The 13,674-nt window shown below is 68.9% G+C and carries 14 protein-coding genes; 5 read left to right on the forward strand and 9 right to left on the reverse strand.

Annotated elements, in window-relative coordinates:
- Window positions 1-26: 26 nt before the first annotated feature.
- A complete protein-coding gene (gene clpB / locus ASF94_RS15555; protein ID WP_056668344.1) occupies window positions 27-2,639 on the reverse strand; it encodes an ATP-dependent chaperone ClpB in 2,613 nt (870 codons plus the stop codon).
- Between the two features lie 152 nt (window positions 2,640-2,791).
- Here clpB and ASF94_RS15560 point away from each other — a divergent pair, with 152 nt between their 5' ends.
- Complete coding sequence (locus ASF94_RS15560) at window positions 2,792-3,763, forward strand: Bug family tripartite tricarboxylate transporter substrate binding protein (protein ID WP_056668815.1); 972 nt, start codon at window positions 2,792-2,794, stop codon at window positions 3,761-3,763.
- A gap of 100 nt (window positions 3,764-3,863) precedes the next feature.
- On the opposite strand, the gene ASF94_RS15565 is transcribed toward ASF94_RS15560, so the two are convergent.
- Window positions 3,864-4,355, reverse strand: coding sequence for a molybdenum cofactor biosynthesis protein MoaE (locus ASF94_RS15565; RefSeq protein WP_056668818.1), 492 nt, complete (start codon window positions 4,353-4,355; stop codon window positions 3,864-3,866).
- An 8-nt stretch (window positions 4,356-4,363) separates the two neighbouring features.
- Window positions 4,364-4,603: a hypothetical protein gene (locus ASF94_RS15570; protein WP_056668347.1), complete on the reverse strand. Its 240-nt coding sequence runs from the start codon at window positions 4,601-4,603 to the stop codon at window positions 4,364-4,366.
- 190 nt (window positions 4,604-4,793) lie between these two features.
- On the opposite strand from ASF94_RS15570, the gene ASF94_RS15575 reads away from it, so the two are divergent.
- The 3 genes from ASF94_RS15575 (at window position 4,794) to dapA (ending at window position 6,614) form a co-directional block, all read left to right on the forward strand.
- Window positions 4,794-5,048: a hypothetical protein gene (locus tag ASF94_RS15575; RefSeq protein WP_056668353.1), complete on the forward strand. Its 255-nt coding sequence runs from the start codon at window positions 4,794-4,796 to the stop codon at window positions 5,046-5,048.
- A gap of 24 nt (window positions 5,049-5,072) precedes the next feature.
- On the forward strand, window positions 5,073-5,390 hold the full coding sequence (locus ASF94_RS15580) for a hypothetical protein (protein WP_056668356.1): 318 nt from the start codon (window positions 5,073-5,075) through the stop codon (window positions 5,388-5,390).
- 309 nt (window positions 5,391-5,699) lie between these two features.
- Window positions 5,700-6,614: a 4-hydroxy-tetrahydrodipicolinate synthase gene (gene dapA / locus ASF94_RS15585; protein ID WP_056668360.1), complete on the forward strand. Its 915-nt coding sequence runs from the start codon at window positions 5,700-5,702 to the stop codon at window positions 6,612-6,614.
- Between the two features lie 28 nt (window positions 6,615-6,642).
- On the opposite strand, the gene moaD is transcribed toward dapA, so the two are convergent.
- The 6 genes from moaD to ASF94_RS15615 all read right to left on the reverse strand — a co-directional run bounded on the left by moaD (window position 6,643) and on the right by ASF94_RS15615 (window position 12,976).
- Entirely contained in the window at window positions 6,643-6,894 is a 252-nt protein-coding gene (moaD, locus tag ASF94_RS15590) for a molybdopterin converting factor subunit 1 (RefSeq protein WP_056668821.1), read from the reverse strand.
- 62 nt (window positions 6,895-6,956) lie between these two features.
- Entirely contained in the window at window positions 6,957-8,204 is a 1,248-nt protein-coding gene (gene glp, locus ASF94_RS15595; RefSeq protein ID WP_056668364.1) for a gephyrin-like molybdotransferase Glp, read from the reverse strand.
- A complete protein-coding gene (gene mobB / locus ASF94_RS15600; protein WP_082493339.1) occupies window positions 8,204-8,815 on the reverse strand; it encodes a molybdopterin-guanine dinucleotide biosynthesis protein B in 612 nt (203 codons plus the stop codon). Before mobB ends, glp begins: the two co-directional genes overlap by 1 nt.
- Window positions 8,816-8,877: 62 nt before the next feature.
- A complete protein-coding gene (gene thrC, locus ASF94_RS15605) occupies window positions 8,878-10,329 on the reverse strand; it encodes a threonine synthase (protein WP_056668366.1) in 1,452 nt (483 codons plus the stop codon).
- Window positions 10,329-11,675, reverse strand: coding sequence for a homoserine dehydrogenase (locus ASF94_RS15610; protein WP_056668370.1), 1,347 nt, complete (start codon window positions 11,673-11,675; stop codon window positions 10,329-10,331). Before ASF94_RS15610 ends, thrC begins: the two co-directional genes overlap by 1 nt.
- A gap of 71 nt (window positions 11,676-11,746) precedes the next feature.
- Window positions 11,747-12,976, reverse strand: coding sequence for a pyridoxal phosphate-dependent aminotransferase (locus ASF94_RS15615; protein WP_056668373.1), 1,230 nt, complete (start codon window positions 12,974-12,976; stop codon window positions 11,747-11,749).
- A gap of 176 nt (window positions 12,977-13,152) precedes the next feature.
- Between ASF94_RS15615 and ASF94_RS15620 the strand changes: the two genes are divergently transcribed.
- On the forward strand, window positions 13,153-13,551 hold the full coding sequence (locus ASF94_RS15620; protein ID WP_056668376.1) for an Mth938-like domain-containing protein: 399 nt from the start codon (window positions 13,153-13,155) through the stop codon (window positions 13,549-13,551).
- Window positions 13,552-13,674: the final 123 nt, after the last annotated feature.

The following is a 13,674-nucleotide window of genomic DNA, read 5'->3' on the forward strand; positions in this document are numbered from 1 at the left end:
ACCTCACACCCATGGGGTCCAGCGCTTCAAGCCTCCACAGGCTGTGCGGCGCCGAACTTGAAAACACCCGGCTCCTGGACCGGGTCCACATCGACGGGAATCACGCTCTTGGGCGGGAAGCGCCCTTCCAGCAGCAGCCTGGACAGCGGATTCTCGATGCGTTGCTGAATGGCGCGCTTCAGAGGGCGCGCCCCGAACACCGGATCGAAGCCCACCTTGGCCAGTTCGGCCACGGCGGCGGGCGACACCTGCAGCGCGAGGTCCATCTTCGCCAATCGCGCCTCCAGCAACTGCAGCTGGATGCGGGCGATCGACTCGATGTTCTTCGCGTCCAGCGCGTGGAACACCACCGTCTCGTCGATCCGGTTCAGGAATTCGGGTCGGAAATGGTTCTTGAGTTCCCCCCAGACCGCATCCTTGATGTCCTGCGAGTCCTGGCCGACCATCGCCTGGATCAGATGGGAGCCGATATTGCTCGTCATCACGATCACCGTGTTCTTGAAGTCCACGGTGCGGCCCTGGCCATCGGTCAGGCGGCCATCGTCCAGCACCTGCAGCAGCACGTTGAAGACGTCCGGGTGGGCCTTTTCCACCTCGTCCAGCAGCAGCACGCTGTAGGGCTTGCGGCGCACGGCTTCGGTCAGGTAGCCGCCCTCCTCGTAGCCCACGTAGCCGGGCGGCGCGCCGATCAGGCGGGCGACGGAATGCTTCTCCATGAATTCGCTCATGTCGATGCGTACCAGGTGGTCTTCGCTGTCGAACAGGAAGCCCGCCAGCGCCTTGCACAGCTCGGTCTTGCCCACGCCGGTCGGGCCCAGGAACAGGAACGAGCCGGTGGGCCGGTTCGGGTCCGACAGGCCCGAGCGCGAGCGGCGGATGGCGTTGGCCACGGCGGCGATGGCCTCGTCCTGGCCCACCACGCGCTCGTGCAGCTTGTCTTCCATCAGCAGCAGCTTGTCCTTTTCGCCCTGCATCATCTTGGCGACGGGAATACCCGTGGCGCCGCTGACCACCTCGGCGATCTCCTCGGCGCCCACCTGGGTGCGCAGCAGGCGGTTGGGCGTGGCGGCGCCGTCGGTGCCCTCTTCCTTGGCCTGGGCTTCCTTCAACTGCCGCTCCAGGTCGGGCAGCTGGCCGTACTGCAGCTCGGCGACCTTGTTGAAGTCGCCCTTGCGCTTGAGCTCCTCGATCTGCAGCTTCACCTTCTCGACCTGCTCGCGCACATGCTGGCTGCCCTGGGCCTGGGCCTTCTCCGAGGTCCAGATGTCTTCCAGGTCGGCAATGTCCTTCTGCAGCTTGCCGATTTCGTCCTCCAGCAGCGCCAGGCGCTTTTGCGACGCCTCGTCCTTTTCCTTCTTCACGGCCTCGCGCTCGATCTGCAGCTGGATCAGGCGGCGGTCGAGCTTGTCGATGGCCTCGGGCTTGGAGTCGATCTCGATCTTGATTTTGGCTGCCGCCTCGTCGATCAGGTCGATCGCCTTGTCGGGCAGGAAGCGGTCGGTGATGTAGCGGTTCGACAGCTCGGCCGCAGCCACGATGGCAGGGTCGGTGATCTCCACGCCGTGGTGCAGCTCATAGCGCTCCTGCAGGCCGCGCAGGATGGCGATGGTCGCCTCCACCGAGGGCTCGCCCACCAGGATCTTCTGGAAGCGCCGTTCCAGCGCCGCGTCTTTTTCGATGTACTTGCGGTATTCGTCCAGCGTGGTCGCGCCCACGCAATGCAGCTCGCCGCGCGCGAGAGCGGGCTTGAGCATGTTGCCCGCGTCCATGGCGCCTTCGGCCTTGCCGGCGCCGACCATGGTGTGCAGTTCGTCGATGAAGACGATGGTCTGGCCCTCGTCCTTGGCCAGCTCGTTCAACACGGCCTTCAGGCGTTCCTCGAACTCGCCGCGGAACTTGGCGCCCGCCAGCAGCGCGGCCATGTCCAGGCTCAGCACGCGCTTGCCCTTGAGGCTTTCGGGCACCTCGCCCGCGATGATGCGTTGCGCCAAGCCTTCGACGATGGCGGTCTTGCCCACGCCGGGCTCGCCGATCAGCACCGGGTTGTTCTTGCTGCGGCGCTGCAGCACCTGGATGGCACGGCGGATCTCGTCGTCGCGGCCGATCACCGGGTCGAGCTTGCCGGCGCGGGCGCGCTCGGTCAGGTCCAGGCAGTACTTCTTCAGCGCCTCGCGCTGGCCCTCGGCCTCGGCGCTGTCCATCTTCTGGCCGCCGCGCACGGCCTCGATGGCCGATTCCAGGCTCTTGCGGTTCAGCCCGTTCTCGCGGGCCAGGGTGCCCACGTCGCCCTTGGCGTCGGCCACCGCCAGCAGAAAGAGTTCGCCCGCGATGAACTGGTCGCCGCGCTTGAGGGCTTCCTTCTCGGTGGCCTGCAGCAGCCGGCCCAGCTCGGGCCCGACCTGCACGCCGTCGCCGCCCTGCACCTGCGGCAGGCGCTTGAGCGAGGCCTCTGCGGCCGATTCCAGACCGCGCACGTTGGCGCCGGCGCGCTCCAGCAGCGCGCGCGGGCCGCCGTCCTGGCGCAGCATGGCCAGCAGCAGGTGCTGGGGTTCGATGTAGGCGTTGTCATTGCCCAGGGCCAGCGATTGCGCGTCGCCCAGGGCTTCCTGGAACTTGGTGGTGAGTTTGTCTTGTCGCATGGTGGAAAAACCTCCGAATTGCCACGGATATGCGGTCGGCAGCGGCGGATTCAAGCCGAATCGGCAGCACCTCCAGCGGGCGGCCTGTCGGACAATGCAGGCATTCCCACCCCTTCCGGAGCCCGCCCATGCCGCCCGCCGCCACGCCCGATATGTCCAGCCTTTCCCGCCGCAGCTTCACGGCCGCGGCCCTCGCCACCGCTGCCGGCTGGGCCGGCGCGCAGCCGCAGGGCGCACCCGTGCGGCTGCTGGTGGGCTTTCCGGCAGGCGCGGGCACCGACGCCATCGCCCGACTGCTGGCCGAAAAGCTCAAGGACCTGCTGCAGGCGCCCGTGGTGGTGGAAAACCGCGCCGGCGCGGGCGGGCAGATCGCCGCGCAGGCCTTGAAAGCATCGCCCCCCGACGGCCACACGCTGCTGCTCTCGCACGACCACACCATCTCGATCCTGCCGCAGGTGATTCGCAACCCCGGTTTCGCGCCCGCGACCGATTTCACGCCGGTGGCGGGCCTGGCCACGTTCTCCAACGTGCTGGCCGTGTCCGGCGGCACGCCGGCGCAAAGCGTCGAGGAGTACGTGCGCTGGGTCAAGACCCAGCGGGCCGGCAAGGACACCATCGGCGTGCCCGCGCCGGGCTCGATCCCCGAATTCCTGGTGCGGCTGATGTCCGAGCGCTACCAGCTGGATCTGCAGGCCGCGCCCTACCGGGGCAGCGCGCCCATGACGGCCGACATGATGGGCAACCAGATCGCGGCGGGCATCGCCTCGGTGCCCGACATGATCGAGCTGCACCGCGCCGGCAAGCTGCGCATCGTGGCCGTCATCGGCGCCAAGCGCCAGCCGCTGCTGCCGCAGGTGCCCACCTTCGGCGAACTGGGCTTCGCGCACCTGGACGACTACCCCTATTACGGCCTGTTCGCCCCGGCCGGCACGCCGCAGCCGGTCACAGGCCGCTTCGGCAACGCGCTGCAGCAGGTGCTGGCGATGCCCGACGTGCGCGAGAAGCTCACCGCCATGGGCCTGAACGTGGCCTTCGAACCGCAGGGCCCGTTCGCAGGCCGCGTGCGCACCTACACGGCGGCGTGGGAGCGGATCATCCGCGCCAGCGGTTTCCAGCCGGCATGACGCTGGAGACGGGCCGGCACGCACCGCCGGCTCAATTCCAGCTATTTGGGCCTCTGGCGCTTGTTGAGCCTCGGCCTTTAGCTATTCAATTCATAGCAAACTAGACGGCAGGCGCATTCGTCGCCCGGATGCCCCAGCGCGCCAGCGCCGCGTCGTCCGACACGCGCGCGTCCACCCAGCGCGCGCCCTCGGGCGTGGCTTCCTTCTTCCAGAACGGGGCCTGGGTCTTGAGGTAGTCCATCAGGAATTCGCAGGCCTCGAAACTCGCGCCCCGGTGGGCCGAGCTGACGGCCACCAGCACGATCTGGTCGAGCGGCGCGAGCAGCCCCACGCGGTGGATCACCCGGGCGCCGAAGATGTCGAAGCGCGCCAGCGCCTCGTCGATCATGGCCTCGATGGATTTCTCGGTCATGCCGGGGTAGTGCTCCAGTTCCATCGACGCCACGCTCTGGCCGTCGCTGCGGTCGCGCACCACGCCGACGAAGCTGCACACGGCGCCCACGCGGGCGTCGGCAGCGCGCAGCGCGGCCAGTTCGGCCGCCACGTCGAAATCGGCGGTCTGGATGGAAACGCGGGGCGTGGCGGTCTGCATGGGCGCCTTCATGGCGAACGGTGCAGGCGCGGGGCCGAGAGCAGCACCAGGTGCTCGGCCACCACCGTCTCCAGCTGGCGGCCGGCAGCCGGGGCGCCAGGCGCCGCCAGCGCGGCCTGCAGGCGCTTCAGGTCGGCCACGGTGGGCGCCACGCGGATCTGCGCAGTGGCGCCCGCCACGTTGCCGACCTTGACGAGCGCCATGATCTTCTGGGTCCATTCGTTGGAGTTGTGGGAATTGCGGGCCATGCGGGTCAGTGTGTCTGTCGGTCGATGTATCGGGATTGGCGGGGCCGGTGGCAGGCGCCCGGGCGTTGCAGCGCGTTGAAAGAGCGGGCCGTGCCATCATCTGGGGGCCTCCCGTTTCGCTTTCGCGCTGCCGGGGCTGCGCCAGCGCTCGGCCTGCGCGCTCCTCGCCCGGCACTTTAACGCCCCCGCCATGGCCACACAGACCATCACCACCGACCGCTACAAGCTTTTCCCGTCGCCGCGCAACCAGCACCGCGTGGTGTTCGAGCACGAGGTCTTCGTGCCCCACCCCTACGCCATCATCGACCTGCCCAGCTTCGACCTCGGCGGCAAATACAGCCTGTTCGCCGCCTGCCGCCTGGCCGACATGAAGATGGGCCAGCTCGTCACGTTCGAGCTGACCGAAGACATGGCGCGCTTCGAATCGCGCTTCACGCCGGACTGAAAGCCAGCCCAGGACCGACCCAGCATGTCCGAAGAAGACAACCAGATCCACGTTCCGCCCTCTTTCATCGCCGCTTACAGCGATGCCCGCCAGCGCCTGACCGAGCGTAGCGCCGTGGTGCGCGCCCGCTACGAACTGTGCGAAGACCTGGCCTGCCATCTGGTGGAGCGGGCGCAGACGCTCTACCACACGCAGGCACCGTCCGAGGCCGACATCCTGCGCGGCATCCACGCCGGCCTGGACACGGCCGACTCCGGCGTGAGCGCGGCGGAAGCGCGCTGGATCACGCTGCGGCTGGCGGAGCTGCTGGAGTGGCGCAGCCCGGAATTGCCGGCCGCCTGAGCCATCTTTACGCCCGCGTTTACGCGGCAGTGGCTACACTGCCAGCCATGCCTTCGCGCACCCATAGCACTTCCATCGCCGCCCAGCCGGCGGCCCTGCGCTGCGCGGGCAAAGCCAAAAAACCACAGCTCATCTGACCGGAGCTGCGGTTCCGTCCGGATGAGCGACGGAACCGCCTGGCAGCCCCACCCCACCCCACTCCCCCTTGTTGCCGACCCTGGTCGGACTGCCCGAACGGTCACCCGGCGCATGCATCCGGCGGTACTCCGAAGCGGTCGTCGTTCTTCCGTCAGTCAACCAGGATTCGCCATGCCCCACACCCCACCACCCGCAGCCCCCGCCACGCTCGATTTCTCCGGGCTCTGGGTTCCCCTCGTCACGCCCTTCCAGGGCGGACACATCGACCATGCCGCGCTGCGGGCGCTGGTGCAGCGCCTGGGCGGCAGCGGCATCGCCGGCTTCGTGGCCTGCGGCTCCACCGGCGAGGCGGCCGCGCTGGAGACCGAGGAGCAGGACGCGGTGCTGAGCGCCGTGATCGACGCCGCGGACGGCCTGCCGGTGGTGATGGGCCTGTCGGGCTACCACCTGGGCCTTGTGCTGGAGCGCGTGCGACAGTTGAACCAGCGCCCGCTCGCCGGCCTGCTGCTGCCGGCGCCGCACTACATCCGACCGTCGCAGGCCGGGCTGCGGCAGTGGTTCGAGGCCATCGCCGACGCCAGCGCCCACCCGGTGATCGTCTACGACATTCCCTACCGCACAGGCGCCACGCTGGAGCTGGCCACGCTGCGCGCGCTGGCGGCGCACCCGCGCATCCGCGCCATCAAGGACTGCGGCGGCGATGCGGCCAAGACCCAGGCGCTGATCGCCGACGGCGCGCTGCAGGTGCTGGCCGGCGAGGATGGGCAGATCTTCTCGACGCTGGCGCTCGGCGGCGCAGGCGCCATTGCCGCCAGCGCGCACTGGCGGCCCGAACGGCTGGTGGAATGCATGCGGGCCATCACCAAGGGCGACCTGGACCGCGCCCGCCCGCTCTGGCAGGCGCTGGCCCCGCTGATACCGGCCCTGTTCGCCGAACCCAACCCCGCGCCGGTGAAGGCGCTGCTGGCGCAGCAAGGCTGGATGCATGCCGGGCTGCGCGCCCCGATGACGCCCGCATCGCCAGCACTGGCCCAGCGGCTGCGAGAGCTGGCTGCCGCGCAGGAAGAGGCGCTCGCGCGGCTCTGAGCGAAAGAAAAGGAAAAAGCGCCCGGCCTCAGCCGCCCGTGACCGGCGGGAAGAACGCCACCTCGGCGCCGGTTCGCAGCGCGGCGTCTTCGCCGCTCAGCGTCTGGTCCAACGCCATGCGCACGGCCCGGCCATGCCCCAGCGCCGTGGCCCACGGCTCGCCGCGCGCGATGAGTTCGGCGCGCAGCGCGCCCAGCGTGGCGGCCTGGGTCTGCACGGTTTCGCTGCCGTGGCCGAGGGCTTCGCGGATGGAGGCGAAGTAGCGCACCTCGACGCGCAATGTCGGCTGGACGGTGGCGGTTGCGGCTGCTGCGGCGCCCGCTGCGGGGGTGGATTCGAGGCTCATGACAGCAGATCGGCGAAGGAGATGAAGCGCACGACGTCGCCGCGCGCAATGGTCTGGCCGGCGGGGTTGTCCACCACGCCGTCGCCCCAGGCGGCGGAGGTGAGCACGCCGGAACTCTGGTTGCCGAAGCGCTCCAGCCGGCCTTCGGCGTTCCAGCGCACGCGCAGGAATTCGCGGCGCTTGTCGGCGCGCGGCCAGTCGAAGGCGGCGGTGGCGGCCATGGCCCGGGGCGCCACGTCGGCCGCGCCCTGCAGCGCCAGCAGGAAGGGCCGCACCAGCAGCGAGAAGGTGACGAAGCTCGACACCGGGTTGCCCGGCAGGCCCATGAAATGCGCCGCGACCCGGGCGCCGGGAATGCGGCCATAGGCGAAGGGTTTGCCCGGCTTCATGGCGATCTGCCAGAGCCGCAGCTCGCCCAGCGCTTCCACGGCGGGCTTGATGTGGTCTTCCTCGCCCACCGACACGCCGCCGCTGGTCAGGATCAGGTCGTGCGACGCGGCGGCGCCCTGCAGCGCGTCGATCGTCGCGTCGCGCCGGTCGGGCACTATTCCTAAGTCGGTCACCTCGCAGCCCAGCCGGCGCAGCATGGCGCGCAGGAAGAAGCGGTTGCTGTTGTAGATGGCGCCGGGCGGCAGCTGCTCGGGCGCCACCTCGCCGGGCATGACGAGTTCGTCGCCGGTGGAAAAGAGCGCCACGCGCGGACGGCGCGACACCGCCAGCTGCGCCAGCCCGATGCTGGCGGCCAGCCCCAGCGCGGCCGGGCCCAGCCGCGTGCCGGCGGACAGCACCTGCGCGCCCCGCGTGATGTCTTCGCCCGCGCGGCGGATCCACTGGCCGGCTGCCGGCATGGCGTTGATGCGCACGCGCTCGCCGCCCTGCAGCGCCTCGCAGTCTTCCTGCATCACGATGGCATCGGCCCCGGCGGGCACCGGCGCACCCGTGAAGATGCGCGCCGCGGTGCCGGCCGCCAGCGGCTGGGCGGCGCTGCCGGCGGGAATGCGCTGCGAGACGGGCAGCTCGGTGCCGGCGGGACCCGCCAGGTCGGCCAGGTCGGCCACCCGCACGGCGTAGCCGTCCATCGAGCTGTTGTCGGCAGGCGGCACCTGCAGCGGCGATGTGGCGCCTTCGCGCAGCACGCGGCCATCGGCGTCGAACGTGTCCACGCGCTCCACGCCCAGCAAGGGCACGGCCTGGGCCAGCAGGTCAGCCAGCGCCTCGTCCAGGGGCTTCAAGGGGGCGCGCATCAGAGGGCTCCTGCGGGATGGATGGGGGCCAGAAAGGCGTCCGGCGGAGCCGCCTCCGGGGCGGCCGGCGCCTCGGGCGGGGCATAGTCGAAGCGCGCGCCCTGCGCCAGCAGCCAGTCCGCCAGCGCGGGCGGGTCGCGCACGTCGAACACCGGCAGCGCCGTGGGCGCGGGCAGGTCGGCCGGCGCGGCATCGGTGGCGATGGCGACGATGTAGCGGTCTTCGTCGTAGCGCGCGGGCCGCTCGCGGTACTCGGGCGACGGAGCGCGCCAGACCTCGACCTTGGGCAGGTCGCTTTCCTTGAAGCCTTCCACCAGCACCCAGTCCACGCCCGCGTCCAACTGGGCCAGCAGCGCATGCACGCTGATGGCGCCGGGCTGCTCGAATTCGCGCATCACGGCCAGGCGGCGGTCGGACGCGACGGCGACCTCATAGGCACCGGCCTCGCGGTGGCGCCAGGTGTCCTTGCCGACATGGTCGATGTCGAAATTGTGGTGCGCGTGCTTGACCACCGACACGCGCATGCCGCGCAGGCGCAGCTCGGGAATCAGTTGCTCGACCAGCGTGGTCTTGCCGCAGCCCGAAAACCCGGCAAAGCCGACCACCTTCATCCTGATTCCTTCATGCTATTGAATTAATAGCTGCAGGCGCCCACGGAACGGGCGCTGCAGCCTCAAAGGGCTTTGACTTCCGCTGCAGGCACGGTGCGGCGGATGTAGGCCTTCACGGCCTCAGCGTCGGCCGGCAGCACATGCACGCGCTTAGGGAGCGACTCGATGCCGTCGAACTTCGCCGGCCGCTCGGGTGCATGGCCCAGGGCTTCCACGATGGTGTCGGCGAACTTGATGGGCAGCGCCGTCTCCAGCACGATCATCGGCACGGCCGGGTCGCCGCGCTGTTCCAGCGCCACCTTCACGCCGTCGGCGGTGTGGGTGTCGATGGTCACGCCGTGGCGCTCGAAGTTGTCCTTGATGGTGGCCAAGCGGTCGGCATGCGTGCTCTTGCCGCTGGCAAAGCCGTAGCGCGTGGCGGCTTCGGCAAAGTGCGGGTCCTGGCTCAGGTCGAACCGCCCTTCGCTGGCGAGGGCGTCGCCGAACAGCGCCTGCGTGCGCGCGGCGTCGCGGCCCAGCAGGTCGAACACGAAGCGCTCGAAGTTGCTGGCCTTGCTGATGTCCATGGACGGGCTCGACGTCTCGTGCGTGTCGGCGCTGCCGCGCACGCGGTAGACGCCGGTGCGGAAGAACTCGTCCAGCACGTCGTTCTCGTTGGTGGCCACCACCAGCCGCTCGATGGGCAGGCCCATCATGCGGGCCACGTGGCCGGCGCAGACGTTGCCGAAATTGCCCGAAGGCACGGTGAAGCTGACCTTCTGGTCGTTGGTTTCCGTCGCCTGCACGTAGCCGGCGAAGTAATAAACGACCTGCGCCAGCAGCCGCGCCCAGTTGATCGAGTTCACGGTGCCGATCTTGTACTGGCGCTTGAATTCCAGGTCGTTGCTGACGGCCTTGACGATGTCCTGGCAGTCGTCGAACACGCCGGCGATGGCGATGTTGTGGATGTTTTCGTCCTGCAGGCTGAACATCTGCGCCTGCTGGAAGGGGCTCATGCGGCCGCTGGGGCTGGTCATGAAGACGCGCACGCCGGCCTTGCCCTTCATGGCGTATTCGGCCGCGCTGCCCGTGTCGCCGCTGGTCGCGCCCAGGATGTTGAGCTGCTCGCCGCGCCGGCCCAGCTCGTATTCGAACAGGTGGCCCAGCAGCTGCATGGCCATGTCCTTGAAGGCCAGCGTGGGGCCGTTGGACAGGGCTTCGAGCCAGAGGCCGTCTTCGAGGTGGCGCAGCGGCACGATCTCGCCGGTGCCGAAGACCTCGGCCGTGTAGGTCTTCTCGCACAGGCGCTTCAGGTCGGCGGCGGGAATGTCGTCGATGTAGAGCGACAGGATCTGGAAGGCGAGCTCGGCGTAGCCCTGCTCGTGGTAGGCCGTGCGCAGGCGGGTGAGCATGGCGTCATCGATCTGCGGATAGTGCTCGGGCAGGTACAGGCCGCCGTCCGGCACCAGGCCTTCGAGCAGGATGTCGCAGAAATGCTTGCGATCCGGGTGGCCGCGCGTGGAGAGGTACAGCATCAGTTCAGCTCCTCCTTGCGGATGCGGGTGATGGGCGCCAGCACGGTGGGCAGGGCCTGCATCTGGGCGATGGCATCGTTCATGGTGCCTTCGCGGGTTTCGTGCGTCAGGATGATGAGGTCGGTCTGCGCGGAATCCGCGCCGCCCACTTCGTCGGCCTCGCGCTGCAGCACGGCGTCGATGCTGATGCCGGCGCCCGCCAGCAGGCCCGTCACCTTGGCCAGCACGCCGGCCTGGTCGGCCACGCGCAGGCGCAGGTAGTAGCTGGTGACGACTTCGCTCATCGGCAGCACGGGCAGCTGGGCCTGGGCCTGGTCCAGCGTGTGCGACTGGAAGGCCAGGTGCGGCACGCGGTGCTCGGGGTCGGCCGTGGCCAGGCGGGTGATGTCCACCAGGTCGGCGATCACGGCGCTGGCCGTGGGCTCGCTGCCCGCGCCCTTGCCGTAATAGAGCGTGGTGCCCACGGCATCGCCCTGCACCACCACGGCGTTCATGGCGCCCTCGACGTTGGCGATCAGGCGCTTGGCGGGCACCAGCGTGGGGTGCACGCGCAGCTCCACGCCATCGGTGCCCGCGCCGGTACGGCGCTTGGCGATCCCCAGCAGCTTGATGCGGTAGCCCAGCTGTTCGGCGTACTTGATGTCGGCGCCGGCCAGCTGGGTGATGCCTTCCACGTAGGCCTTGTCGAACTGCACCGGAATGCCGAACGCGATGGCCGACATGATGGTGGCCTTGTGCGCGGCGTCCACGCCTTCGATGTCGAAGGTCGGGTCGGCCTCGGCATAGCCCAGCGCCTGGGCTTCCTTCAGCACCACGGCGAAGTCCAGCCCCTTGTCGCGCATCTCGGACAGGATGAAGTTGGTGGTGCCGTTGATGATGCCGGCGATCCACTGGATGCGGTTGGCCGTCAGGCCTTCGCGCAGCGCCTTGATGATCGGGATGCCACCGGCCACGGCGGCCTCGAAGGCGACCATCACGCCCTTGGCGGAGGCGGCGGCGAAGATCTCGGTGCCATGCACGGCCAGCAGCGCCTTGTTGGCGGTGACCACGTGCTTGCCGGCGGCGATGGCTTCGAGCACCAGCGCGCGGGCGATGCCGTAGCCGCCGATGAGCTCGACCACGATGTCGATGTCGGGGTTGGCGATGACGGCACGGGCGTCGTTCACCACCTGCACGCCGGCACCGGCTGCGGCGCGCGCGCGCTCGACGTCCAGGTCGGCCACCATGGTGACTTCGATGCCGCGGCCGGCGCGGCGGCGGATCTCTTCCTGGTTGCGTTGCAGCACGTTGAAGACGCCGCTGCCGACGGTGCCAATGCCCAGCAGGCCTACTTGGATCGGTTTCATGGTCAAAATTTCAGTCAAATCGGGCTGCAGCGCTTGATGGATGGGCGCATACAGCTATCAAAAAAGGAGCATCAGGCGGTGGCGTGCCGCTGCCGGTATTGGGCGAGGAATTCCGCCAGGCGGCCGATGGCCACCCGCAGGTCGCCTTCATGCGGCAGGAACACGATGCGGAAGTGCTGGTTGTCCGGGAAGTTGAAGCCCGAGCCCTGCACCAGCATCACGCGCGTGGCACGCAACACCTCCATGAAGAATTGCCGGTCGTCCGCGATGGGGTACATCGCCGGGTCCAGGCGCGGGAACATGTAGAGCGCCGCCTGGGGTTTCACGCAACTCACGCCCGGGATCGCCGAGATGAGCTCATAGGCCAGGTCACGCTGGCGCCGCAGCCGCCCGCCTTCCCTGACCAGGTCGTTGATGCTTTGGTAGCCGCCCAGCGCGGTCTGGATGGCCCACTGGCCGGGCACGTTGGAGCCCAGCTTCAGGTTGGCCAGCATGTTCAGGCCCTCGATGTAGTCCTTCGCGTCGTGCTTGGGGCCCGAGACGATCATCCAGCCGGCGCGGTAGCCGCACGAGCGATAGGCCTTGGAGAGCGAATTGAAGGTGAGCGTGAGCACGTCGGTGGACAGGCTGGCCATCGACGTGAACACGGCGCCCTCGTACAGCACCTTGTCATACACCTCGTCCACCAGCAGCACCAGGCCATGCTCGCGGGCGATGGCGACGATGCCCTTGAGCAGCTCCTTGGAATAGAGCACGCCGGTGGGGTTGTTGGGGTTGATGACCACGATGCCGCGGGTGCGCGGCGTGATCTTGGCGCGGATGTCCTCCAGGCTGGGCAGCCAGCTGTCCGCCTCGTCGCACAGGTAGTGCACCGGCTTGCCGCCGGACAGCGACACGGCGGCCGTCCAGAGCGGGTAGTCGGGCATGGGCACCAGCAGCTCGTCGCCGTCGTCGAGCAATGCGTTGGTCGCCATCACGATCAGCTCGCTCGCCCCGTTGCCCAGGTAGATGTCGTCCAGCGTCACGCCGGCGATGCCCAGCTGCTGCGAGTAGTGCATCACCGCCTTGCGCGCCGCGAAGATGCCCTTGCTGTCCGAATAGCCGGCCGAATCGGGCAGGTTGCGGATCATGTCCTGCTGGATCTCTTCCGGCGCGTCGAAGCCGAACGGCGCCATGTTGCCGATGTTCAGCTTGATGATCTTCTGGCCCTCGTCCTCCATCTGCTTGGCCGCATCCACGATCGGGCCGCGGACATCGTAGAGAACGTTATGGAGCTTGGCGGATTTGTGGACGGTCTTCATGCGGCGCGAACGCCAGCGCGGGGGCTGGCGGAAGAGGGGAATCGGTCCTGCGGGGCACGGCGCGCCCCCGGTGAAACCTATAATTTGACCACAGTTCTCCCAGGCGGAGCCGGGGCCGGCGCCCCTTCCATGCAGGCCACTCCCCCAGGGCCATGCCACACCGGACGCACCCATCCATGAAGTTCCAACCCGATCGATCCAGCTCCCAGACCATCAGCGGCTACGGCCCCGGCTGGATCGGCGTGGACGCCGACCGCATCACGCACAGCGTGGTGCTGACCTCGGGCGGGGTGCGGATCGACTGGAACTGCGCGCGCTACGAAGACCTGACGCCGGCACACTTCGCGCAGCTGGCAGAACTCGATTGCGAACTGGTGATCTTCGGCAGCGGCGGGCGCAACCGCTTTCCGCCGCCAGCCTGGCTGCAGCCGCTGATGGCGCGGCGCATCGGCCTGGAAACCATGGACACGCAGGCAGCCTGCCGCACCTACAACATCCTGTCGGGAGAGGGCCGCAACGTGGCGGCGGCCCTGCTGCTGGAAACCGGGCCTCAGGCGGGCGCGGCCCCTGCCTGAGGGCGCGCGATTCGTGTCAACCGGTTACAGACTGCGAATCGCGAAAGAGAGCGTTTCAGGGTAAAATACCGGGTTGCGGTCGGGGGCACTTCCAAGAGCAATAACACACCCGCTCCCCCGGCT

It is taken from the genome of Acidovorax sp. Leaf160, from assembly GCF_001424265.1.
In the GTDB taxonomy this organism is placed as follows: domain Bacteria; phylum Pseudomonadota; class Gammaproteobacteria; order Burkholderiales; family Burkholderiaceae_C; genus Paracidovorax.